Here is a 21,876-nt window from a genome sequence, read left to right on the forward strand (position 1 = left end):
ATTCGGTGCGCTCGGTCGTGCGGGTCGACTACGGTCGATGCATGACCGTCGACCCCCGCTCCGCCCTCGAGCAGCTGATCGCCGCCCTCGAACGCCACCTCGAGGCCGCGAACGCGAGCCGAGACCCCGACCACCCCATGGTCATGGCGGCGGCGCAGGACCTCGCCGAGGCCTTCGACGACTACGACGAGGCGCTGTACGAGGCGACCGAGGTCGCGACGCCCCTCGCGATCTACGGCGACGACTTCGACGGTCACGAGGACGAGGACGGCACCGAGGGCCGCGTCTACGCCGGGCTCGACTCGGACGACTACGACGAGGACGACGATGACGACGACGACGACGACGACGACGACGACGACGATGACGATGACGACGACGACGACGACGACGACGATGACGAGTACGAGGACGAGGACGACGAGGACGACCCCCTCGACGACGGCGTGACCGAGGGCTCCGACACGCGAGCCTGAGACCTACGTGGGGCGGTCACTGCGGCCCCGCGGGCCGCGTGCGGCCGGATCAGGCCGAGACGTCGTCCAGGGCGGCGACGATCTCCGACGGTAGCGACAGCTCGAGGCTCGCGAGCGCAGAGCGCAGCTGGGCGGCCGTGCGGGCGCCGACGATGGGCGCGGCGACACCGGGCCGGTCACGGACCCAGGCGAGCGCCACCTCGGCGGGCTTGGCCCCGAGGCCACGCGCAGCCATCGCCACCGCGTCGGCCACATGCCTGGCGTGTTCGTCGAGGAAGCGCTCGGCGAAGCCGGGGAAGTCGTTCGACGCCGCCCGCGACCCCGACGGTATGCCGTTGCGGTACTTGCCGGTGAGCACGCCGCGTCCCAGCGGCGACCAGGGCAGCAGCCCGTAACCGAGTGACGTCGCAGCCGGCGCGACCTCGTGCTCCGGCGTGCGGCATACCAAGGAGTACTCGATCTCGTTGGCCACCAAGGGGATTCGAGCGGACTCGAGCAGGCTGAAGGCGCGCGCGGACTGCCAGCCGGAGTAGTTGGAGACGCCGACGTAGCGGGCCCGACCTGACGCCGCCGCCCACTCGAGCGCGGAGAGCGTCTCCGTCAGCGGCACCTCGTCGGACCACGTGTGCACGAGCCACAGGTCGACGTGGTCGGTGCCGAGTCGCCCCAGCGACGTCTCGAGCTGGGCCATGAGCCCGCGCCGCGACACGTCGACCCGACGCTGGCCACCGGCCCGGGAGATGCCCGCCTTGGTGCAGATGACGAGCTCCTCGCGCGGGACGGTGCCGTCCAGCAGGCCTCCGAGGATGGTCTCGGCGTCACCGCCCCCGTAGCCGTACGCCGTGTCGACGAGGTTGCCCCCCGCCTCGACGAACGCGCGCAGGTGGTCACCGGCCTCGTGGCGGTCGACGGCGTTGCCCCACAGCATGGTCCCGAGGGCGAGGGGGGTGACCGTGAGACCGGACGAGCCGAGACGCCTGCGCATGCCACGAACGGTAGTGGCCGACGCCGCACCCCGAGGGCCGCCACGTCGGCGACGGCGCCGATAGCCTGCGATCCATGAGGATCGGTGTGAATCTCGGCTACTGGGGACGCGGCACGACGGGGCAGGACCAGGTGGCGGTCGCGCAGGCCGCCGACCGGCTCGGCTACGACAGCGTGTGGGTGGCAGAGGCGTACGGCTCGGACAGCCCGTCGATGCTCGCGTGGATCGGGGCGCTGACCGAGCACGTCGACCTCGGGTCGGCCGTCATGCAGATCCCCGGGCGCACCCCGGCGATGACGGCGATGACGGCGGCGACGATCGACACGATGTCCGGCGGCCGGTTCCGGCTCGGGCTCGGGGTGTCCGGTCCGCAGGTGAGCGAGGGCTGGCACGGCGTGCCGTTCCGCAGCCCTCTCGGCCGCACGCGCGACTACGTCGAGATCGTGCGCGCCGCCCTGCGCCGCGACACCGTCACGCACGCCGGTCCGCACTACCCGCTCCCGCTGCCGGGCGGCCCGGGCAAGCCGCTCAAGCTCTCCGCGCGCCCCGTGCGACCCGACCTGCCGGTCTACCTCGCGGCCGTCGGCCCCAAGAACCTCGAGCTGACCGGTGAGATCGCCGACGGCTGGCTGGCGATCTTCTTCAGCCCCGAGCACGCCGCCGAGCAGCTCGCGACCCTCGAGGCCGGTCGCCGACGGGGCGGGCGGGGACCCGCCGACGCGCCGATGACCGGTTTCGACGTCGTGGCGACGACGCCGGTCGTCCTCGTCGACGACGTCGAGGAGGCGGCGGAGCACGTGCGCGACTACTGCGCGCTCTACATCGGCGGCATGGGCTCGCGCGAGCAGAACTTCTACAACCAGCTCGCGTGCCGGATGGGCTTCGAGGAGGCCGCGGCGCGCATCCAGGACCTCTACCTCGCCGGACGCCACCGCGAGGCCGCGGCGGCCGTGCCGCTCGAGTTCATCGACGAGACGGCCCTGCTGGGCTCGCCCCAGCGGATCGCCCAGCGGCTCGGCCGCTACGAGGAGGCCGGCGTCACCACACTGGCCGTCGCCGTCGGGGGCGGCATGACGCGCGACCAGGCGCTGGCGACGCTGGAGGTCGTGGCCGCGACCGCCGGTCTCACACCGAGCCGGTAGGCGCAGCACCCGGCGCCGGACGTTCCCGAGGGCTTCGTCTCCGCGCCGCTCGCCCACGACCACTCCCAGTCCACGTTGCGGATAGGGTGCGACATTGTGCCCAGCGGCCGCTCCCCGTCGGGACCAGCGGCCCGTCCCGTTCCTCCTGCGCAGAAGGCCCACCCTGACCCATGGCTGACCTCAGCTACCTCGACGCCGTCATCCTCGGTGTCGTCGAAGGCCTCACCGAGTACCTTCCCGTGTCCTCGACCGGTCACCTGACCATCACCGAGAAGCTGCTCGGCCTCGAGGTGAGCGACCCGGCCGTGACGGCCTACACCGCCGTCATCCAGCTCGGTGCGATCGCGGCGACGCTGCTCTACTTCTTCCGCGACATCGTGCGTTTCGCGCTCGCCTGGGTCCGCGGTCTCGCCAGCGCGGAGGGCCGCAAGGACCCCGACTACAGCCTCGCGTGGGCGGTCGTCATCGGCTCGATCCCCGTCGGCATCGTCGGTTTCGTCGGGCGCGACCTCATCTCGGGCGGGCTGCGCAGCCTCTGGGTCGTGGCGGCGGCGCTGCTCCTCTGGAGCGTCGTCATGGTCCTCGCCGAGCGCATCTACGCCGGGTACGAGGCTCGTGGCCAGCTCCGTGGTGAGCACTCCGTGCGCCCGGTCGACGGCGTCGTCATCGGGCTCATCCAGTGCTTCTCGCTCATCCCCGGTGTGTCGCGCTCGGGCGCGACGATCTCGGCCGGCATCGCCCGCGGCATCGACCGCGTCACGGCCACCCGGCTCAGCTTCTTCCTCGCGATCCCGGCCCTCACCGCCGCCGGCCTCTTCCAGGCCGTCGAGGAGAAGGACGGGCTGTCGGCCCTCGGTGTCGGCCCGGTGCTCGTCGGCCTCGTCGTGGCCTTCGTCGTGGCCTACGCGTCGATCGCCTGGCTGCTGCGCTTCGTCGCGGGTCACACCCTGATGCCCTTCGTCTGGTACCGCGTGGTGCTCGGCGTCCTGCTGGCCGGTGTCCTCGCCGGTGGCGTCATCACCGCGACCTGACGTCCCGCACAGACACCGGACGGCCGGCTCCCCATCGAGGGGGCCGGCCGTCCGTCGTCCTAGAGCCAGCCCGAGCGCTTGAACGCCCGGTAGAGGCCGACGCACGCCGTGGCCATGACCGCGAGCACGAGGAAGTAGCCGTACTGGAACTCGCCGTCACCGAGGCGCACGCTCGCGGTCAGCTCGGGCATGTGCTCGAAGTTCATGCCGTAGATGCCGGCGATCATCGTCGGCACCGCGGCGATCGCGACCCAGGCGGAGATCCGCCGCATGTCCTCGTTCTGCTTGACCGAGACGCTTGCGAGGTGCGCCGACAGGACGTCGGTCAGGAGGCGGTCGTAGGACTCCACGTGGTCGTTGACGAGGCGCAGGTGGTCGGCGACGTCGCGGAAGAAGGGCAGCATCTCCTCGGTGAGCCCGCGTCCCCGGGCCCGCTCCATGAACTGGGTCAGCGTGTCGGCGAGGGGCTGGCTGGACCGGCGGAACTCCAGCACCTCGCGCTTGAGCCGGTAGATGGTGTTCGCGTCGCCGCCGATGTCGGAGGCGAAGACCTGCTCCTCGATCTGCTCGAGGTCCTGGCGCACCTCCCGGTCGACGACGAGGTAGTTGTCGACGACCGAGTCCATGACGGCGTGCAGCACCGTCATCGGGCCGTGGTCGAGCCGCTCCGGCTCGGTCTCGAGCCGCTGGCGCACGCCGGCGAGCGGGTTGCCCTCGCCGTGCCTGACGGTGACGACGAAACGGTCGCCGATGAAGAGCATGACCTCACCGGTCTCGATGTCGCTCGTCACCTCGATGTATCGCAACGTCTTGAGCACGACGAACACCGACGACTCGTACTTCTCGATCTTGGCCCGCTGGTGCCCGTTGACCGCGTCCTCGACGGCGAGCGGGTGCAGGTGCAGCTCCTCGTTGACGAGGTCGAACTCCTGGTCGGTCGGGTCCTTGAGGCCGATCCAGAGGAAGCCGTCCTGGGTCAGGCGCAGCACGTCGAGCTCGTCGCTGAGGTCGCCGCAGCCCTGCCGCCGGCCGTTGCGGTAGATGGCCTTGTCCACGATCACATCTCCTACTTCACCACGTCCGCTCGTCGACGTCCCGCAGGCAGGCGCGTGCCGCGGGTGACGCGGTGCTGGCGTGGCGGGTGACGTGGTGGTGACGGTGGTGGTGACGTGGGGTGGCGTGACGAGGCCGGGCTAGGGTGGCGCTCGTGCCCACCGTCATCTTCGTGCGCCACGGGCGCTCCACCTCGAACACCGCAGGCACCCTCGCCGGCTGGATGCCCGGGGTCTTCCTCGACGAGACGGGGGAGGCCCAGGCCGCCGCCGTCGGCCAGCGGCTCGCCGCGGCAGTGCTGCCCGTCGTCGAGGTCCTGAGCTCACCGCTCGACCGGTGCGTGCAGACGGCTGACCTGCTGGCCGCCCCGCTCCCGGCGCACGTGGCCCGCAGCGTGCACGAGGGGCTGGGTGAGTGCCGCTACGGCGCGTGGACCGGGCGACCCATCGCGGAGCTCGCGAAGGAGGAGCTCTGGAAGGTCGTGCAGGACCGACCCAGCGAGGCGCGCTTCCCCGACTCGGCGGCATACCCAGCCGAGTCGATGGTGGAGATGCAGGAGCGCGCCCTGCGGGCCGTCCGCGAGACCGACGCGCGCATCCTCGAGACGCACGGCAAGGACGCCGTCTGGGTCGCGGTGTCGCACGGCGACGTCATCAAGTCGATCCTGTCGCACGCCACCGGTGCCCACCTCGACGACTTCCAGCGGATCAACGTCGACCCCGCCTCGGTGAGCGTCGTGCGCTACACGAGCCGCAAGCCGTTCGTCCTGCGGCTCAACGACGTCGGGGGTGACCTGACCGGCCTGCGACCGCCCGAGAAGCCCGCCGCCGAGGACGGCGACGCCGTCGTGGGCGGGGGCGCCGGAGCACCCGGAAGCGTCGGATAGGGTCGAGCGCATGACGGTCCAGGACTTCGATCCCGCTGACCGGTTCGTCGCCGGGACGGTCGGCCCGGCCGGCCAGCGGGCCTTCTACCTCCAGGCGAGCACCGGCCCCCTCGTCGTCACCGTGGGCGTCGAGAAGCAGCAGGTCTCGATCCTCGCCGACCGCATCAACGACGTGCTCGACCAGCTCGCGCCCGGCGCCGCGGTCGAGCCGGGGGAGCCCGGGGGTGCGCCGGAGGACACCGACCCGCTGCAGACGCCGTTCGACGAGGACTGGCACGTGCAGACCCTCTCGCTCGCGTGGGACGAGGAGTCGCAGAAGCTCGTCATCGAGTGCCACGACCACGACCCGGACGAGGTCGACGAGGACGCGGACGACGACGAGGTGGGCCCGCTCGGGCGCAACTCGATCCGGGTCGCGCTGACGCCGGCCGAGGCCCGCGCCTTCGCTCGGCGCAGCAACGCGCTCGTCGCCGCCGGCCGTCCGCCGTGCCCCTTCTGCGGCAGCCCGCTCGACCCCACGGGCCACATCTGCCCGCGGGCCAATGGCTACAAGCGCTGACGCGACCCCGGCGTCGGTCGACCTGACCGGCGAGCTCGAGGTCCTCGGGCGCATCACGGAGTCCTCGAACCTCGCGGTCGTGGCGCGCATCTCGAGCGTTCCCGGTGGCCACGTCATCTACAAGCCGGTCCGGGGGGAGCGCCCGCTCTGGGACTTCCCCGACGGCACGCTGGCCGGCAGGGAGGTGGCGGCGCAGGTGGTCTCGGAGCTCGGCGGCTGGCACGTCGTCCCCCCGACGGTCCTGCGCGACGGGCCCCTGGGGCCCGGGTCGGTGCAGCTGTGGATCGGCGACCCGTTCGATCCCGTCGACGACGACGTCGTCGTCGACCTGGTGCCGGAGGGGCGTACGCCCGACGGCTGGCACGCGGTCTTCGACGGCGAGACCCCGGCCGGCTCGGCCGTGACCGTCGTGCACTCCGGCGCCAAGGACGTCCGGTCCCTCGCCGTGCTCGACGCGGCCCTCAACAACTCCGACCGCAAGGGCTCGCACTGCCTCCGGGACCGGGAGGGGCGGCTCTGGGCCATCGACCACGGCGTGACGTTCTCGCCGACCCCGAAGCTGCGCACGGTGCTGTGGGGCTGGGCGGGGGAGCCGATCGCCGAGGCTGACCTCTCGCGCCTGGCTCGCCTGCGTGACGCGCTGGCCGACGACGAGCCGCGGCAGCGTCTCCTCGCGCTGCTCCCCGAGGACGACGTGGACGCCCTGGCCCAGCGGGTGAGGCGCCTCATCGACCGCGGTGTGCACCCCTTCCCGAGCCCGGACTGGCCGTCCGTCCCGTGGCCGCCGCTGTGACGTCACCCGCCGAGGGGAGCCCGCGGTCCTGACCGGTCCCGAGGCACGGTCGGCGCCGGGATAGAGTCTGCGCGTGAGAAGTTGGCCGATGCCGTTCATCCCCAAGGTTCCCGGCAGCGCACCCGAGGTGCGAGTCCGCGACACGGCATCCGGAGACCTCGTGCCCGCCGCGCGCGGCGACGTCGTCACCCTCTACGTCTGCGGCATCACGCCCTACGACGCGACGCACCTGGGCCACGCGGCGACCTACGTGACCTTCGACCTGCTGGGTCGGGCCCTGCGCGACAGCGGGCACGAGGTGCGCTACGTCCAGAACATCACCGACATCGACGACCCGCTGCTCGAGCGGGCCGAGCGCGACGGCGTCGACTGGAGGGAGCTCGCGACGCGCGAGATCGCGCTCTTCCGCGAGGACATGACCGCGCTCGCCGTCATCCCGCCCGACGAGTACCTCGGCGCGGTCGAGAGCATCCCGACGTTCGTGGGCCCCGTCGAAAAGCTCGTCGCCGACGGCTGGGCGTATGCCGTGCCGGCCCCCGACGCGTCCCGCGAGGGTGCGCAGGACTACTACTTCGACGTCGCGAGGGATCCGCGCTTCGGCTCCGTCAGCCACCTCGACGAGGCCGGCATGATGGCGGTCTTCGCCGAGCGCGGCGGCGACCCCGACCGCGAGGGCAAGCGCAACCGTCTCGACGCCCTGCTGTGGCGGGCGCACCGTGAGGGCGAGCCCGAGTGGGACGGCGGCAGCCTCGGGTCCGGCCGCCCCGGCTGGCACATCGAGTGCGCCTGCATCGCGCTCGACCACCTCGGCATCCCGGTCGACGTCCAGGGTGGGGGCACCGACCTCGTCTTCCCCCACCACGAGATGAGCTCGGCGCACGGTCGCGCGCTCAGCGGCTCGGAGTCGTTCGCCGGTTCCTTCGTGCACCAGGGGATGGTCGGCCTCGACGGCGAGAAGATGAGCAAGAGCAAGGGCAACCTCGTGCTCGTCTCGAAGCTGCGCCGAGACGGCGTCGACCCGATGGCGATCCGCCTGGCCCTCCTCGCCCGCCACCACGCTCACGACTGGATGTGGACCGACGACCAGCTCGCCGAGGCCCAGCAGCGGCTCGCCACCTGGCGCGAGGCGCTGTCGGGCAACGGCGGACCGGTCGCCGACCAGACGGTCGACGACATCCGGGCGGCCCTCGCCGACGACCTCGACAGCCCCCGGGCGCTCGAGGCGGTCGACCGCTGGGCCAGCCAGTCGCTGACCCGCGGCGGCGACGACCCGGGTGCTCCGGGTGTGCTCGGCCGCGCCCTCGACGCGCTCCTCGGCGTGCGTCTCTGACCAGCTCTGGGGCGCTCGGGCATCTCGGTCACCGGGGCGGCGTCGGGAGGCTCGCGGCCGCGGTGCGGCTCGGGCGTGCACCGGCTGGCCCACGTGCCAGGCCGGGTCAGGTCACGCCGTTCCTCGCGTGGGCCGGTATCGCAGGGCGACCGCACCCGACCGGAACTCATGGCGGTCCACGAGCTCGAGCCGGATGCGCTCGCGCAGGCCGGCGAGCAACGTCGGCCCGTGTCCGGCAAGGACCGGCTGCACCAGGAACACGTACTCGTCGATCAGGCCGAGGTCGGCCAAAGCCAGGGGGAGCGTCACGCCACCCACGAACAGGCCCTGGCCTGGCTCCTGCTTGAGCCGCTGGACCGCCTGCCCCAGGTCGCCTCGCACCAGCTCGGCATTCCAGTCGACGCCGTCCAGCGTGCTCGACACGACGTACTTCCTCGTCCGGTCGATGGCCTCGGCGAACGGGATCTCCCACTCATCCATCCAGTCGGGCCACGTGCCCGTGGCCGGCCGCCGCCACGCCGACGCCATCATCTCGTAGGTCACCCGGCCGAAGAGCAGGGCATCGGCTCGTTCCATCTCGGCGGTCCAGTAGCCCATCGACTCCTCGTCGGGGGGCAGCCCTGCCTCGTGATGGCAGCAGCCGTCGAGGGTGACGTTGATCGAGTATCGAAGTGGTCTCATCTCGTTGCTCTCCCTTGATGCGCGGCGCGTCTTCAACGGACGGTACCGAGAACTGTCGGCGTCATCTCCCGTCGCGCACGATCCCACCCACTCGACAACGTCGTGCTCAGCTGTCCGTCGTAGCCGGCTCGTGGACGTACGTCACGCGCTTGCCCAATGCGTCGGCGTACGCGATCTCGCGCCGGGTGGCCTCTCCGACATAGCCGCCGGGGTTCACGACTCGCACCTCGTCTGCGAGGTCGATCCGGCGGAGGTGCAGCTCTCCCAGTGAGCGGACGACGGAAGGGTCCGGCACGGACACGTCGGTGGCCTCCGGAGCCAAGACGATCGCCAGATCGAGCGTCAGGCGCGTGCGCTCAGCCGCAAACTCTCTGCCGAAGCGCAGGGAACCGCAGAGACAGACGATCCTCGGGCGGTCAACGGCCACGTCGGACATGAACACCTCTCAAGAGCCAAGGGACCGGCAGTCTCTCATGATGACGGGCCGGGCAACCTCGGTGAAGCGCGGTCGTTCCCGCAACGGCACGTTCGCCCAACGGCACGATCCCTCGGAAGGCGGCACGTGCGTACGCTCGCTCGGTGTGCGGCACGATGCCGCTCATCGCTCCGAGGCCAGCTCGAACAGTTCGCTGGACATGTCCAGGTATCGGGTCGTCGTGCCCCGGTGGCGCATGCCGATGCGCCGGCATACGGCCTGCGAAGCGTGGTTGTCGGGGTGGGTCACGGCGATGATCCGGCCTTGGCCGCGGGCGAAGGCGGCGGCGGACACGGCGGCGGCGGCCTCGGTCGCGTATCCGCGCCCCCAGGCGTCAGGGTGCAGGTGCCATCCGATCTCGACCTCGGCAGGGTCCGACGGCTCTTCGCCTGTCGACAGCGGGATGGGCTTGAGCAGAAGGTTCCCGAGCCGTGCGCCGGTCCGGTCGGTGATGACCCAGATGCCATGGATGGGGTGCGCGCTGGTGGTACGGCGGCGTTCGATGGAGGCGACCGCCTCGTCGTGAGAGGTCATGGTCGTCGGGTCGGCCCCCAGGTAGCGCACCACGTCCCAGCGACCCTCGAGATCAAGAAGGAAATCTGCGTCGTCGGCATCCCACGGTCTGAGAATGAGTCGCTCTGACGTGATGGTTCGCATGGACGCAACCTAGCGACCAGGCGCAGGGGCAACGCCGATGGAGGGGACTATGGCTGTCTGTCGCGAGAGAGGACGTCGCTACGAAGACTGATGGACTGCCAAGAGAGTGATCAGGGCGTCGCGTGAGTCGCTGGTGTCGATGAGGGTGCGAGGGCCGTCCCGCTCCGAGTCCCACGGCACCCAGAGCTGGGTCTCGACCTCGTGCCACGACGGGACCTGATGGCCAGGGATGTCGCCTGTTCGAGCCTCGACCCGGCGACGGTGCTCGACCTGGTCCGGAAGCCATGTCTCGACCTGCAGCAGCTGAGCCCTGCCACGGTGGGCCGTTTCGCGCCATCCAGCTCGAGCTTCTGGAACCGGGTTGACGGCGTCAACGACGACGTCGAGACCGACAAGGAGGTTGGAGACGGCGAGCTCATGAACCACGGCGTAGCCCTCCGTGCGGACCTGAAGGCCGAACCCGTCGAAGTGCTGTCTCTGCCGCATCCACTCACACGCAGCACGCCCGCAGCCGGCGGGCCAGAGCAGTCGCCAGCGTTGTCTTGCCAGTGCCAGGCCGCCCCGCCAGGACGGTCAGGGTCGGAGTCACGGCGGCGGGCGGTCTCGGTGTCGCATCCACCTGCCCATCCAAGCGTGTGTGCCCGGCGGGCCGTCACACCCGTTCGACCCGGTCGGCCTGTGGTCCTCGGTCGCTCTGACGGACCTGGTAACGGACCCGATCGCCCTGGTGCAGCGCGTCAGCGCCTCTGAGGACCGACACGTGCACGAACAGGTCCGCGCCTCCCGCGTCCGGAGCGATGAAGCCGAACCCCCGCTCCGCGTCGTATCGCGCCACCACTCCCTCGCCTCCGCGCGCCGGGACGTGGGATGCCTCCCGGTGGCCCGACCGAGCGCGGGTCGTCGACGCCGCGGGCGCGCGCCGCGGTGTCGAGCTGCGCACGAGGCGCACGTCGCGAGCTTGCGGGCCCTTGTCGCTCACGACGATGTCGTACGTCACCCGGTCCCCTTCGCCCAGCTCGGGGAGCCCGTCGGCCAGCGCCCGGACGTGGACGAACACATCGGGGTCGCCCGAATCGGGGGTGATGAACCCGAAGCCCTTGTCCGCGTCGTACCAGGACACGCTGCCGTCCGCCCCGTCGGATGCCACGGCCTGCTCGGCGCCCTGGGCGCCCAAGGGCAGCAGATGGTCCGCCTGCGGCCCCTTCTCCCCGTCGACGACGAGGAACGCCACCCGCTGCCCCTCCGAGACCACGCCGCCGGCCACGATGGCCGAACTGTGCACGAAGACCTCGGCACCACCGTCGTCGGGTGTGATGAAGCCGTACCCCTTGGCAGGTTCGTACCAGGCAACGGTGCCGAGCACGCCCAACGGTGCATCGGCGGCCTGGTCGGCTGTGACCCGGACTCGGCGTGCCTGCGGGCCGCGGTCCCCCTCGCCGATCTCGAACTCGACCACCTGACCCTCCCGGAGCAGCTTCGTCGCGTCGTCGCTGACGATCTCGGACGCGTGCACGTACAGGTCCTCTGCCTCCTGGCCGAGGGCGATGAATCCAAACCCCCGGTCGGCATCGAACCAGCGAACGGTTCCCTCGGTCACGGCTGACTCCTTGTCGAAGCTACGGTCGGTGTTCCCCCAGTGTCCCCGACGGGACCGCGACCAGCGTCCATCGGCAGAAGGTGCTCGTACTGCCGGTACGTGCCCGATGGCGACATCACCTCAGGGCGTCGCGCCGACGGCGGGCGTGTGCGGCAATCGCCTCCCGGGCTCGGCACGACATCGAGGTCCTGGTGGGGCGGCTGCGATCGCAGGGCTACGTCTTCCACACCAACGACGAGACACGCAGTCCCGTGACCCCACACCACCCCCCCGTCAGCTGCGGCTCCGGCTCTTGACTCCTGGCTCCAGAACCGGTTCGGCCCGGTGCCGATAGCTGTGTCGTCCTGGCTTCGGACCGTGGGAGACGTATGGCTCGTGGGCACGCATCCGAGCTGGCCGAGGGCGCCATGTACCCGGAGATGTCGATCCGTGACCATTTCGAGGGCGAGTACGAGGCCTGGCGGGAATGGAGCGGCGAGAAAGAGGACCCGAAGAGCGGCGATGACCCTTACGGCGTCCGAGTTCCGGACGGGACCGCCGAGGGTCTGTTCGTCGGGGAGGTGGAGGTGCCGTTCGTGGCCTACCGGAACCTGCTGTTCCGGTGCGGCGGGTTTCCTGCCGCCGTACCCGGCGATCGGCAGTGGACGATCAGGAGGGAGTTGGCCAGCGGGCTCTTGGACTTGTAGCGCGCCCGGCGGCGGCGCGGGGCCGTTCGCCACCTGCGGTGATGCGGAGTTCGCGAGAGCTACCCGCCACCGCCGGCCGTGGTGCCCTGCCTCGGGCGACCAGGCTCCCGGTTCGCGTGGAGCAGGTCTATGACAGGGCAGATGATGTGCGCCCGCGAAGCCAGCAGCCGCACCGCACCGGCTGACGCGACGGCCTGATCCCAACGCTCAGGTGCCAGATCCGGGCCGGAGCCGGTCATCCGAGGCAGCAGGAACGCGTCCTCGCCTGGACCGTTCGCAACGAGCAAGGTCGCTCGACCGTGGAACGACCATCCCTCGGTGGAGGAGACCATCGCGCCGTGATGGGCCGTGGTCGGTGAGCCGTCGTCGATGCTCGTCGTGAACTCGTCGGAATCGAGGGACAGAGGCGTCTCCAGAACGTATCGGAGGCAGACACCCCGTGATCTGTCCGCGGCACGGTCGGACGTCCCGTCCTCAAGGCGCGTGACAGGACCGATGGCGGTCTACGCAGCGTCCGTCACTCGCGTGGGTAGTCATCCTCGGCCTCGTCTGGAACTTCCGCCTGCTGTTCGAGCCGGTCCGCCTCGTCGACGGGGTCTGCCGGGGCGTCGAGGAGGACGGCGGCGGGGGTGTCGGGCACGGCGTCGGGGTCGACCGGAGCCCGTTGTTCGAGGAGGTCGGCCTCGGGGATCTCCTCGCTGGGGTCGATGCGGTTGTCAGCCACTGTCGTCCTCCTTCTACGCGCTCGTAGTGCGGTGTTCTCGGCTTCGAGATCGAGCACCATCGCGATGCCGGCCAGATTGAGCCCGGCCCCGAGCAGGTCGCTGATGCGACGCAACCGGGCGAGGTCGTCGGCACTGTAGCGGCGCGTGCCGCCCTCGGTGCGATCGGGCTCCAGCAGGCCACGGGCCTCGTAGAGTCGCAGGTTCTGCACGCCCATCCCGACCAGCTCCGCGGCGGTCGAGATCCCGTAGACGCCCTGGTCGCTCGCTGGTCTCGGCCCGCTCATCGACCACGCTCCTTCGTGCGGCAACTTTCTGGCAGCTGCCCTCTTGCACCAGCCTCCCACCGGTGCTACAAAAAATCTATAGCGCATGCCACAGAGCGCACCGCACGTCGTGGCCGCGATTGTGGACGAGGCAAGGAGCATCAGAAGACGACGCGATGGAGGTGGAGACGATGCTGATGCGCACCGACCCTTTCCGTGAGCTGGACCGCCTGACCCAACAAGTTCTCGGCACCAACGGCACCTTGGCACGCCCGTCGGTCATGCCTATGGACGCGTGGAGTGATGGTGACACCCTCCATGTCGAGTTCGACCTGCCGGGCGTCGACCCGGACTCGATCGACGTGGACGTCGAACGCAACGTGGTCACCGTCAAAGCCGAACGCGCGGCTCGAGCCAGCGACGCCGAGCTCATCGCGGCAGAACGCCCACGAGGGGTGTTCAACCGCCAGCTGATGCTCGGCGACAACCTCGACACGCAGCACATCACGGCGAGCTACGACAGCGGGGTGCTCTCCCTGGCGGTCCCCGTCGCCGAGCAGGCGAAGCCGCGCAAGATCTCCATCACCAGCAACGGTGAGGATCGGCGCTCCATCGACGCCTGAGACGGGTGGGTGAGTGACGTGCCTGCGACCCTGAACATGCCCGCCGACCGCGATCGGCCCCCCGCCCGACCCGCGCGGATGAGGCCACCGGCCACGCACAGCCACGACACGACAGCTACAGAATGAAGGGCAGGTGATGACCACACCCCGAGCACCGTTTCGGACGTGACTGCCTTGCTCGCCCGCACGTTTCACTCTGAGCGTCTGACGGAACAGCTCGCGACGCTCGCGCCCGCACGGCATACACACCTGACCGGGCCGGCAGCAGTCGTCCACCCGTGGTCCCGGCCGCTCCGGTGGCCGGGACCACGACCATCCCACCCACCGCACCCGCCAGCCACCAAGGACATCACGCCCATGAGGACAAGACCCATCGACCTCTACGCCGTCCTCGGAGTCACGCCGAGCGCAACGCCGGCCCAGCTACGGCGTGCCTACCGTGCGATGCTCCGCCAGCTCCACCCGGACACCCGTGGCGCCGGACCCCGCGGAGGCGGCGACGCGGCAGACCGGACAGACGAAGCGGCCCAAGCCTTGCAGTTGGTCCTATCCGCCTACGAGGAGCTCCGCGACCCAGCCCGGCGCGCCGCCCACGACCGGCCACGCTCCTCCTCCGGATCAGCCATCCCCGTCAACGTCCGGGTCCACCATGCCCCTACGCCGCCGGGCGACCCGCCCATCCAGGCCGGCCCGGTCCGCTGGCACACCTGACCCTGCGGGAGGCCCGCGAGCCGGAGCCGTGCAGGTCAGGACGTGGGCAGCGCCCCGATGATCTCAGGTGTTCGCGACGGGACTGCAGCTCGGGACCTCCGATGGATGGGAGGTCGTCACGGCGGTCGTGCTTGGCCGGCATCGCCCACTGATCTGGCTTCGTGGGCCCGCCCGCCTTCGGTGCCACGGCGGCTAGCACGACGGGACCGCTTCGCAATTATGTCGCTGGAACCTCTGGTTGAGATGGTGACCGAATACTGCGCCGACCGGGATCTGGTTGATCCAGTCGAGGCTGAACGTGTGTGTCAGGCCGTCCTTGAGTCTGCTCCGTACGTTCGCGTCGTGGTCAGCAGGCGTCGAGCTTCTGCCGACTGGTTGTCGATCGTGGCCGTCTCCTGAGGTACGTCATGCCTTTGCCGTCGAGTCGGCGCACGCAACCGCGCAGCGCTTACGCCGCCTCGGGCACCGGGACCCAGTAGCGACGTAGGAGCACGCCGTCTTCACGTTCACGCAGACCCTCGAGGACGCCGCCCTGGCTTTCGATCGTCCTGGCAGACGCAATGTTCGTATCGAGGCACGGAACGAGAATGTGGTCGACGTCCAAAGCCGCACGCGTTTCCACGAGCATCTGGCCGAGGGCCCAACTCGCGACTCCGCGACGGCGGGCAGAGGGGCGCACCCCGTAACCAATCTGGCCGACCTGGTCGTCGTAGATGTGCCGCAGGACGATGCCGCCCAGCACCTGCCCGTCGTCGATGATCCACCGCGGTGAGCAGTGCGGGGACGGTGGACACCGCTCTCCTGCGGGATGCGTGCGACTCAGCCAGAAATGCACCCATTCGGCGAAACCCGCGACCGCTTCGATCTCATCCTCGTCAGTGAGCATCAACCCGTCCTCATGCTCGCCGGGCCCCCACTCCCTGCGGCAGTCGAGGAGAGCGTCGTGCAGGCGGGTGGTGGGTAGCACGAGTTCGAGCACACCAGATTTTAGGCTCAGCCGTGAGTCAGCGGGGAGGCCTGAGCCGAGCCAACTGCCACCGTGTCGGCCAACGTCGAACACACCCTCGTCGGACGAACGATCAGCGCAGTTCAGTGCGTCGGCGGCGCTGTCGTGGGTGCGGAGAGCTCAAGAACGAGGCCGGCGAGGCCCAGAGCGACGAATAGCGCCGATGGCGGCAGCAGAGGAGAGCGCCAGGGGTCGCCGTAGCCTTGCACCGCGACAATCACCCCAGAGGCCAAGGCCGCTCCGGCTACCAGTTCGACGATGCTGAGGATCAGCGAGGGGCCGTGACGATCCCTTCGTCCACGCAAGAGGCCATTGGCAGCCGTGTACGTGAAGACTCCTGCGGCTAGAGCGAGCAACAACCCCAGGGGGAGAAACACTCCGCCCAGCTCGGCGCCGGAGTCTGAACCCGCGACGATCATCACGCCGGCGAAGGCCAACGCCGTCCCACCCACCAGCAGGTGGCCGACGCCGATGATGCCTCGTGCGGAGAGTCGGGACCGCTGGGCGGTTGCCATGATTCATGGAAGCACAGGGATGGGGCATCGACCATGAGCACGCGTAGTTGCCGTCCGTGTGAAACGAGACGGCTACTGGCTTCCCAACGACGATGCGTCGGTATATCGGGTCGCGGAGAGCGGCATGGTCGGACGTCCCGTCCTCAACGCGCAATGTGCCTCGCGTTCTTGGAGGGCGACCCAATCGCCAAGACTGGCGACGGGAGCGCCTTGAGCGAACGCCTCGACGACACTGACCGCAAGGTCAAGGCTGAGGACGAAGTCACCCGTGAAGGTGCCGGACCCCTCGACGATCGGGACCTCGACGAGTTCGCTGACGTGGACAGAACCGTCGCCACCGAGCACGTAGGACTCCTCCTCGGACTCGAACTGATGGATCACGCCGTGACCTGAAACAGCCGAGAGGGCGAGCAGGGGAAGGGGGTGACCGCCTCGCGAAACCTCGACACAGCCCTCACCGTGCGCCCCGAGTGCTGCCAAGAAGCGAAGGAACGTATTCGTGTCCGAGCGATGCTGAACGTTTCGAGGGTTGTTCGTCGCCGGCCCAGCCGAGCCAGTCCATCGCCTGCGGCTCTACAGCATTCATGCCTAGCAGCTTGCTGGACACTCGCACCCTTTCCGGCATGATCGGACGTCCCGTCTCAATGCGGCATGTCCGGGCGTCTTGACTCATCGTTTGCTCAGGGTGATGGGCCGGACGTGTGTGGATCGGGTGCCCAGCGCCGGGCACCCGAGGGCACCCGGCGGCATACGTGGTCGCTGGGTCGCCGAGGAGGTCCTAGCGACCCGTCTGGTCGTCGTCGCGCCCGCGGAGGTAGCGCTCGAACTCGCGCGCAATCGCGTCGCCGCTCGCCTCGGGCAGCTCGGCGGTGTCCTGTGCCTCCTCGAGGGACTGGACGTACTCGGCGACCTCCTCGTCGGACTGCGCGAGCTCGTCGACGCCGCGCTCCCACGCCCGGGCGTTCTCCTCGAGCTCGCCGTGCGGCACGGTGACACCGATGAGCGACTCGATGCGGCGCAGCAGGCTGAGGGTCGCCTTGGGGGAGGGGGCTCCGCCGGCGTAGTGCGGCACGGCGGCCCACGCCGAGACCGTCGGGATGCCCGCGTCGGAGGCGGCGTGGCTGAGCACGCCGACGATGCCGGTGGGGCCCTCGTAGCGCGAGGCCTCGACGTCGAAGCGGTGGATCGCCGCCTCGTCCTCGGCGGTGGCGGTCACGGGGATCGGGCGCGTGTGCGGCACGTCGGCGAGCAGCGCGCCGACCGTGACGATCGTCGTGACGCCGAGCTGGTCGGCGAGCTCGAGCAGCTCGATCGAGAAGGCGCGCCAGCGCATCGAGGGCTCGATGCCCTGCACGAGCACGACGTCGCGGTCGAAGCCGGTCTCGGTCGCGACGAGGATGCGGGTCGTGGGCCAGGCCAGCATGCGCCGACCCTCCTCGAGCGACACGCGGGGGCGGTTGACCTGGAAGTCGTAGTAGTCCTCGGGGTCGAAGGCCGCGACGACCTCCGCGTCCCAGACCTCCGCGAGGTGACGGACCGCGCTCGTGGCGGCCTCGCCGGCGTCGTTCCAGCCCTCGAAGGCCGCGATGAGCACCGGATCGGTCAGCTCCGGCACGTCCTCGAACTCCAGCACCATGTCTCCTTCACCGTGGGCGCGCTCGCGTCCACACCTCCAGCCTAGGACCTGCCGCCACCGAAGCGCCGGAGTCCCGCGGGCGGGCGCGCCCCACCCGCGTCGGGGAGACGTCCGCTGCCCACGCAGCGGCCGGACGGGGTATGCCGTGTGGCGCGGTCGCGTGACCGCAGTGCGGGCGGCGACGCGCCGGACACAGCAGGTCCGTAGAATCGGGCCGGTCCCGTCACTCGGCACGAAACCCGTGCCGCCGAGAGGAGCCACGTTGTCCCAGTCGCAGCAGCGACCCGACGCCACCGAGAGCCTGACCGCCACGCTCGGCCAGCGCATCATGATCCTCGACGGCGCCATGGGCACGGCCATCCAGCGCGACCGGCCCGACGAGGCCGGCTACCGCGGCGAGCGCTTCGCCGACTGGCCGAGCGACGTCCAGGGGAACAACGACCTCCTGACGCTCACGGCGCCCGAGATCATCGCGGGGATCCACCGTGAGTACCTCGAGGCCGGCGCGGACATCATCGAGACGAACACCTTCAACGCCAACGCGATCTCCCTGTCCGACTACGGCATGGAGGAGCTCGCCTACGAGCTCAACGTCGAGGCGGCCGCGCTGGCCCGCCGCGAGGCCGACGCGATGACGGATCGCACCCCCGACCGGCCGCGCTACGTCGCGGGGGCGCTGGGGCCGACGACGCGTACGGCCTCCATCTCCCCGGACGTCAACGACCCCGGCGCGCGCAACGTCTCCTACGACCAGCTCGTCGCGGCCTACCTCGAGGCGGCCCGCGGGCTCGTCGACGGCGGAAGCGACGTCATCTTCATCGAGACGATCTTCGACACGCTCAACGCCAAGGCGGCGATCTTCGCCGTCGAGACGCTCTTCGAGGAGCAGGGGCGCCGCTGGCCGGTCGTCGTCTCCGGCACCATCACCGATGCATCCGGACGCACCCTGTCCGGCCAGGTGACCGAGGCGTTCTGGGACTCCATCCGGCACGTGTCGCCGCTCGCCGTCGGGCTCAACTGCGCCCTCGGCGCCAAGGAGATGCGCCCCTACATCGCCGAGATGGCCCGCCTGGCCGACTCGTTCGTGTCGTGCTACCCGAACGCCGGGCTGCCGAACGCCTTCGGCGAGTACGACGAGGCGCCCGCCGAGACCGCCGGCATCGTCGGCGAGTTCGCCGACGCCGGCCTCGTCAACCTCGTCGGCGGGTGCTGCGGCACGACCCCCGAGCACATCGCCGCCATCGCGCAGGCGGTCGAGGGCAAGCCGGTCCGCGAGCCCGCGACGGTCACGCCGGCGATGCGCCTCTCCGGCCTCGAGCCGTTCACCATCACCGACGACAGCCTCTTCGTCAACGTCGGCGAGCGCACCAACATCACCGGCTCGGCCCGGTTCCGCACGCTCATCAAGGACGGCGACTACGACACCGCCCTGTCGGTGGCCGCGCAGCAGGTCGAGAACGGCGCCCAGGTCATCGACGTCAACATGGACGAGGGGATGATCGACGGGGTCGCGGCCATGGACCGCTTCCTCAAGCTCGTCGCGAGCGAGCCCGACATCAGCCGTGTGCCCGTCATGGTCGACTCCTCGAAGTGGGAGGTCATCGAGGCCGGGCTCAAGTGCGTGCAGGGCAAGGCGATCGTCAACTCGATCTCCCTCAAGGAGGGGGAGGAGCCCTTCCTCCGGCAGGCCCGGCTCGTGCGCAAGTACGGCGCCGCCGCGGTCGTCATGGCGTTCGACGAGGACGGCCAGGCCGACTCGCTCGAGCGGCGCCGGCAGATCTGCTCCCGCGCCTACCGCCTGCTCACCGAGGAGGTCGGCTTCCCGGCCGAGGACATCATCTTCGACCCCAACGTCTTCGCCGTCGCGACCGGCATCGAGGAGCACGCCTCCTACGGCCTCGACTTCATCGAGGCGACGCGCTGGATCAAGGCGAACCTCCCCGGCGCCAAGGTGTCCGGTGGCATCTCCAACGTCTCGTTCAGCTTCCGCGGGAACAACCCGGTGCGCGAGGCGATCCACGCCGTGTTCCTCTACCACGCGATCGGCGCCGGCCTCGACATGGGCATCGTCAACGCCGGCGCCCTGGCCGTCTACGACGAGGTCGACCCGGAGCTGCGGGAGCGCATCGAGGACGTCGTGCTCAACCGGCGTCCTGACGCGGCCGAGCGGCTGCTCGAGATCGCCGAGGAGTACAACAAGGTCGGTCAGGCGGCCGAGGTCAGCGAGGAGGAGTGGCGCGCCCTGCCGCTCGGGGAGCGCATCACGCACGCGCTCGTCAAGGGCATCGACGCGCACGTCGAGGCCGACACCGAGCTGCTCCGCGCCGAGATCGCCGAGCGCGGGGGCCGACCGATCGAGGTCATCGAAGGTCCGCTCATGGACGGCATGAACGTCGTCGGCGACCTCTTCGGCGCCGGCAAGATGTTCCTCCCGCAGGTCGTCAAGAGCGCGCGCGTCATGAAGAAGGCCGTGGCCTACCTCATCCCGTTCATCGAGCAGGAGAAGATCGACGACCCCTCGCTGGCGACGCAGAAGGACACGAACGGCACGATCGTCATGGCCACGGTCAAGGGCGACGTCCACGACATCGGCAAGAACATCGTCGGCGTCGTGCTCCAGTGCAACAACTACGAGGTCATCGACCTCGGCGTCATGGTCCCGGCCCAGAAGATCCTCGACGCGGCCCGCGAGCACGACGCCGACATCATCGGCCTCTCGGGACTCATCACGCCCTCGCTCGACGAGATGGTCGGCTTCGCCGCCGAGATGCAGCGCCAGGGCCTGACGATCCCGCTCCTCATCGGCGGGGCGACGACCTCGCGCGCCCACACGGCGGTCAAGGTCGACCAGAAGTACGACGGCCCCGTCGTCTGGGTCAAGGACGCGTCCCGCTCGGTGCCGACCGCCGCGGCCCTGCTCAGCGACGAGCTGCGGCCGACCCTCATGGCCAAGGTCAAGGAGGACTACGACTCGCTGCGTGCGCGGCACGCGGGCAAGGCGGACCGGCCGTTGCTGCCGCTCGAGGAGGCCCGTGCGCGACGCACGCCGGTCGACTGGTCCGGCTACCGTCCGCCGCACCCGCACCTGCTGCTCCAGCAGGACCACGACGTCTCCTCGATCACCCGCTCGCACCGGATCTCCCAGCACGTCAAGGTGTTCCGCAGCTATCCCCTCGGTGAGCTGCGCCGCTACATCGACTGGCAGCCCTTCTTCAACGCGTGGGAGATGAAGGGCAGCTTCCCCGACATCCTCAACAACCCGGCCAGCGGCCAGGCCGCCCGCAAGCTCTACGACGACGCGCAGGCCATGCTCGACCAGGTCATCGAGGAGCGGTGGCTGACCGCCAACGGCGTCATCGGCTTCTTCCCGGCCAACTCCGTCGGCGACGACGTCGAGGTCTATCTCGACGACGCCCGCAGAGATCCGCTCACCGTGCTGCACCACCTGCGGCAGCAGGGCGACCACCGCGCCGGGGTGCCCAACCGGTCGCTCGCCGACTACGTCGCCCCGAAGGGGACCAAGGACTGGATCGGAGGCTTCGCGGTCACGGCCGGTCTCGGTGGCGCGGAGCGGGTGGCGGCGTTCCGGGCCGACCTCGACGACTACAACGCGATCCTGCTCGAGTCGCTCGCCGACCGCCTCGCCGAGGCTTTCGCCGAGCGCATGCACGAGCGGGTCCGCAAGGAGTTCTGGGGCTACGCGCCCGACGAGCACCTCGACAACGTGGCCCTCATCAAGGAGCAGTACGCCGGCATCCGTCCGGCCCCGGGCTATCCCGCCTGTCCCGAGCACACCGAGAAGGAGACGCTCTGGCGCCTGCTCGACGTCGAGGCCAACACCGGCATGACGCTGACCGAGAGCATGGCCATGGCGCCCGGTGCCTCGGTGTCGGGCTGGTACTTCTCGCACCCCCAGTCGCAGTACTTCGTCGTCGGCCGGCTCGGCCGCGACCAGGTGCAGGACTACGCCGACCGCAAGGGCTGGACGCTGGCCGAGGCCGAGCGCTGGCTCTCCGCGAACCTCGCCTACGACCCGGAGGACTGAC

At 70.2% G+C, this 21,876-nt stretch carries 23 protein-coding genes; 12 read left to right on the plus strand and 11 right to left on the minus strand.

Annotation, left to right across the window (positions count from 1 at the left end; all coding sequences use genetic code 11):
* Window positions 1–41: 41 nt before the first annotated feature.
* On the plus strand, window positions 42–476 hold the full coding sequence (locus ACSSS0_RS21020) for a hypothetical protein (RefSeq protein WP_487229509.1): 435 nt from the start codon (window positions 42–44) through the stop codon (window positions 474–476).
* Window positions 477–525: 49 nt separating this feature from the next.
* Here ACSSS0_RS21020 and ACSSS0_RS21025 read toward each other — a convergent pair whose 3' ends face one another.
* Complete coding sequence (locus ACSSS0_RS21025) at window positions 526–1,461, minus strand: aldo/keto reductase (RefSeq protein WP_487229510.1); 936 nt, start codon at window positions 1,459–1,461, stop codon at window positions 526–528.
* Between the two features lie 74 nt (window positions 1,462–1,535).
* Between ACSSS0_RS21025 and ACSSS0_RS21030 the strand changes: the two genes are divergently transcribed.
* Together ACSSS0_RS21030 and ACSSS0_RS21035 are read left to right on the plus strand one after the other, a co-directional pair.
* The gene (locus tag ACSSS0_RS21030) at window positions 1,536–2,603 is read left to right on the plus strand and encodes an LLM class F420-dependent oxidoreductase (RefSeq protein ID WP_487229511.1); all 1,068 of its coding nucleotides are present in this window, start codon (window positions 1,536–1,538) and stop codon (window positions 2,601–2,603) included.
* Between the two features lie 170 nt (window positions 2,604–2,773).
* Window positions 2,774–3,634, plus strand: coding sequence for an undecaprenyl-diphosphate phosphatase (locus ACSSS0_RS21035; RefSeq protein ID WP_435986065.1), 861 nt, complete (start codon window positions 2,774–2,776; stop codon window positions 3,632–3,634).
* 59 nt (window positions 3,635–3,693) lie between these two features.
* On the opposite strand, the gene corA is transcribed toward ACSSS0_RS21035, so the two are convergent.
* Complete coding sequence (gene corA / locus ACSSS0_RS21040) at window positions 3,694–4,695, minus strand: magnesium/cobalt transporter CorA (protein WP_487229512.1); 1,002 nt, start codon at window positions 4,693–4,695, stop codon at window positions 3,694–3,696.
* A 146-nt stretch (window positions 4,696–4,841) separates the two neighbouring features.
* Here corA and ACSSS0_RS21045 point away from each other — a divergent pair, with 146 nt between their 5' ends.
* The 4 genes from ACSSS0_RS21045 (at window position 4,842) to mshC (ending at window position 8,255) form a co-directional block, all read left to right on the plus strand.
* Window positions 4,842–5,573, plus strand: coding sequence for an MSMEG_4193 family putative phosphomutase (locus ACSSS0_RS21045; protein ID WP_487229513.1), 732 nt, complete (start codon window positions 4,842–4,844; stop codon window positions 5,571–5,573).
* Between the two features lie 10 nt (window positions 5,574–5,583).
* The gene (locus ACSSS0_RS21050) at window positions 5,584–6,132 is read left to right on the plus strand and encodes a DUF3090 domain-containing protein (protein WP_435986062.1); all 549 of its coding nucleotides are present in this window, start codon (window positions 5,584–5,586) and stop codon (window positions 6,130–6,132) included.
* Window positions 6,116–6,925 carry an SCO1664 family protein gene (locus ACSSS0_RS21055; RefSeq protein ID WP_487229514.1) on the plus strand — a complete coding sequence of 270 codons (810 nt, stop codon included), beginning with the start codon at window positions 6,116–6,118 and terminating at the stop codon, window positions 6,923–6,925. Before ACSSS0_RS21050 ends, ACSSS0_RS21055 begins: the two co-directional genes overlap by 17 nt.
* 73 nt (window positions 6,926–6,998) lie before the next feature.
* Window positions 6,999–8,255, plus strand: coding sequence for a cysteine--1-D-myo-inosityl 2-amino-2-deoxy-alpha-D-glucopyranoside ligase (mshC, locus tag ACSSS0_RS21060; protein ID WP_487229515.1), 1,257 nt, complete (start codon window positions 6,999–7,001; stop codon window positions 8,253–8,255).
* Window positions 8,256–8,366: 111 nt separating this feature from the next.
* On the opposite strand, the gene ACSSS0_RS21065 is transcribed toward mshC, so the two are convergent.
* From ACSSS0_RS21065 to ACSSS0_RS21085, 5 genes are all read right to left on the minus strand, one after another.
* Complete coding sequence (locus ACSSS0_RS21065) at window positions 8,367–8,936, minus strand: dihydrofolate reductase family protein (RefSeq protein ID WP_435987850.1); 570 nt, start codon at window positions 8,934–8,936, stop codon at window positions 8,367–8,369.
* 106 nt (window positions 8,937–9,042) lie between these two features.
* A complete protein-coding gene (locus ACSSS0_RS21070; protein WP_487229516.1) occupies window positions 9,043–9,372 on the minus strand; it encodes a hypothetical protein in 330 nt (109 codons plus the stop codon).
* Window positions 9,373–9,534: 162 nt separating this feature from the next.
* A complete protein-coding gene (locus tag ACSSS0_RS21075; RefSeq protein ID WP_487229517.1) occupies window positions 9,535–10,068 on the minus strand; it encodes a GNAT family N-acetyltransferase in 534 nt (177 codons plus the stop codon).
* A gap of 490 nt (window positions 10,069–10,558) precedes the next feature.
* The gene (locus ACSSS0_RS21080; protein ID WP_487229518.1) at window positions 10,559–10,687 is read right to left on the minus strand and encodes an AAA family ATPase; all 129 of its coding nucleotides are present in this window, start codon (window positions 10,685–10,687) and stop codon (window positions 10,559–10,561) included.
* Window positions 10,688–10,720: 33 nt separating this feature from the next.
* Complete coding sequence (locus ACSSS0_RS21085; RefSeq protein WP_487229519.1) at window positions 10,721–11,665, minus strand: cold-shock protein; 945 nt, start codon at window positions 11,663–11,665, stop codon at window positions 10,721–10,723.
* A 407-nt stretch (window positions 11,666–12,072) separates the two neighbouring features.
* Here ACSSS0_RS21085 and ACSSS0_RS21090 point away from each other — a divergent pair, with 407 nt between their 5' ends.
* Entirely contained in the window at window positions 12,073–12,351 is a 279-nt protein-coding gene (locus ACSSS0_RS21090) for a hypothetical protein (RefSeq protein WP_487229520.1), read from the plus strand.
* A 517-nt stretch (window positions 12,352–12,868) separates the two neighbouring features.
* On the opposite strand, the gene ACSSS0_RS21095 is transcribed toward ACSSS0_RS21090, so the two are convergent.
* Entirely contained in the window at window positions 12,869–13,501 is a 633-nt protein-coding gene (locus ACSSS0_RS21095) for a MerR family transcriptional regulator (RefSeq protein WP_487229521.1), read from the minus strand.
* A gap of 29 nt (window positions 13,502–13,530) precedes the next feature.
* On the opposite strand from ACSSS0_RS21095, the gene ACSSS0_RS21100 reads away from it, so the two are divergent.
* Window positions 13,531–13,962, plus strand: a complete 432-nt coding sequence (locus ACSSS0_RS21100; protein WP_487229522.1) for an Hsp20/alpha crystallin family protein — start codon at window positions 13,531–13,533, stop codon at window positions 13,960–13,962.
* A gap of 357 nt (window positions 13,963–14,319) precedes the next feature.
* Window positions 14,320–14,673, plus strand: coding sequence for a J domain-containing protein (locus tag ACSSS0_RS21105; RefSeq protein ID WP_487229523.1), 354 nt, complete (start codon window positions 14,320–14,322; stop codon window positions 14,671–14,673).
* Between the two features lie 448 nt (window positions 14,674–15,121).
* On the opposite strand, the gene ACSSS0_RS21110 is transcribed toward ACSSS0_RS21105, so the two are convergent.
* Window positions 15,122–15,652, minus strand: a complete 531-nt coding sequence (locus ACSSS0_RS21110; RefSeq protein WP_487229524.1) for a GNAT family N-acetyltransferase — start codon at window positions 15,650–15,652, stop codon at window positions 15,122–15,124.
* 110 nt (window positions 15,653–15,762) lie between these two features.
* Complete coding sequence (locus ACSSS0_RS21115) at window positions 15,763–16,194, minus strand: hypothetical protein (RefSeq protein ID WP_487229525.1); 432 nt, start codon at window positions 16,192–16,194, stop codon at window positions 15,763–15,765.
* A 210-nt stretch (window positions 16,195–16,404) separates the two neighbouring features.
* On the opposite strand from ACSSS0_RS21115, the gene ACSSS0_RS21120 reads away from it, so the two are divergent.
* The gene (locus ACSSS0_RS21120; protein ID WP_487229526.1) at window positions 16,405–16,587 is read left to right on the plus strand and encodes a hypothetical protein; all 183 of its coding nucleotides are present in this window, start codon (window positions 16,405–16,407) and stop codon (window positions 16,585–16,587) included.
* A 385-nt stretch (window positions 16,588–16,972) separates the two neighbouring features.
* On the opposite strand, the gene ACSSS0_RS21125 is transcribed toward ACSSS0_RS21120, so the two are convergent.
* Window positions 16,973–17,827 (minus strand): PAC2 family protein, encoded by an 855-nt coding sequence (locus tag ACSSS0_RS21125; protein WP_435987848.1) that lies wholly within the window; start codon window positions 17,825–17,827, stop codon window positions 16,973–16,975.
* Window positions 17,828–18,092: 265 nt separating this feature from the next.
* On the opposite strand from ACSSS0_RS21125, the gene metH reads away from it, so the two are divergent.
* Window positions 18,093–21,875 carry a methionine synthase gene (gene metH / locus ACSSS0_RS21130; protein ID WP_487229527.1) on the plus strand — a complete coding sequence of 1,261 codons (3,783 nt, stop codon included), beginning with the start codon at window positions 18,093–18,095 and terminating at the stop codon, window positions 21,873–21,875.
* The last annotated feature ends 1 nt before the right edge of the window (window position 21,876 follow it).

This window comes from Terrabacter sp. R4-6 (assembly GCF_057529065.1).

Excerpts from the sequence above, each read along its gene's own strand:
- ACSSS0_RS21020 (WP_487229509.1), top strand. The coding sequence starts at position 42 with ATGACCGTCGACCCCCGCTCCGCCCTCGAGCAGCTGATCGCCGCCCTC.
- ACSSS0_RS21025 (WP_487229510.1), bottom strand. The coding sequence starts at position 1,461 with ATGCGCAGGCGTCTCGGCTCGTCCGGTCTCACGGTCACCCCCCTCGCC.
- ACSSS0_RS21030 (WP_487229511.1), top strand. The coding sequence starts at position 1,536 with ATGAGGATCGGTGTGAATCTCGGCTACTGGGGACGCGGCACGACGGGG.
- ACSSS0_RS21035 (WP_435986065.1), top strand. The coding sequence starts at position 2,774 with ATGGCTGACCTCAGCTACCTCGACGCCGTCATCCTCGGTGTCGTCGAA.
- ACSSS0_RS21050 (WP_435986062.1), top strand. The coding sequence starts at position 5,584 with ATGACGGTCCAGGACTTCGATCCCGCTGACCGGTTCGTCGCCGGGACG.
- ACSSS0_RS21055 (WP_487229514.1), top strand. The coding sequence starts at position 6,116 with ATGGCTACAAGCGCTGACGCGACCCCGGCGTCGGTCGACCTGACCGGC.
- ACSSS0_RS21065 (WP_435987850.1), bottom strand. The coding sequence starts at position 8,936 with ATGAGACCACTTCGATACTCGATCAACGTCACCCTCGACGGCTGCTGC.
- ACSSS0_RS21070 (WP_487229516.1), bottom strand. The coding sequence starts at position 9,372 with ATGTCCGACGTGGCCGTTGACCGCCCGAGGATCGTCTGTCTCTGCGGT.
- ACSSS0_RS21075 (WP_487229517.1), bottom strand. The coding sequence starts at position 10,068 with ATGCGAACCATCACGTCAGAGCGACTCATTCTCAGACCGTGGGATGCC.
- ACSSS0_RS21090 (WP_487229520.1), top strand. The coding sequence starts at position 12,073 with ATGTACCCGGAGATGTCGATCCGTGACCATTTCGAGGGCGAGTACGAG.
- ACSSS0_RS21095 (WP_487229521.1), bottom strand. The coding sequence starts at position 13,501 with ATGCTCCTTGCCTCGTCCACAATCGCGGCCACGACGTGCGGTGCGCTC.
- ACSSS0_RS21100 (WP_487229522.1), top strand. The coding sequence starts at position 13,531 with ATGCTGATGCGCACCGACCCTTTCCGTGAGCTGGACCGCCTGACCCAA.
- ACSSS0_RS21105 (WP_487229523.1), top strand. The coding sequence starts at position 14,320 with ATGAGGACAAGACCCATCGACCTCTACGCCGTCCTCGGAGTCACGCCG.
- ACSSS0_RS21115 (WP_487229525.1), bottom strand. The coding sequence starts at position 16,194 with ATGGCAACCGCCCAGCGGTCCCGACTCTCCGCACGAGGCATCATCGGC.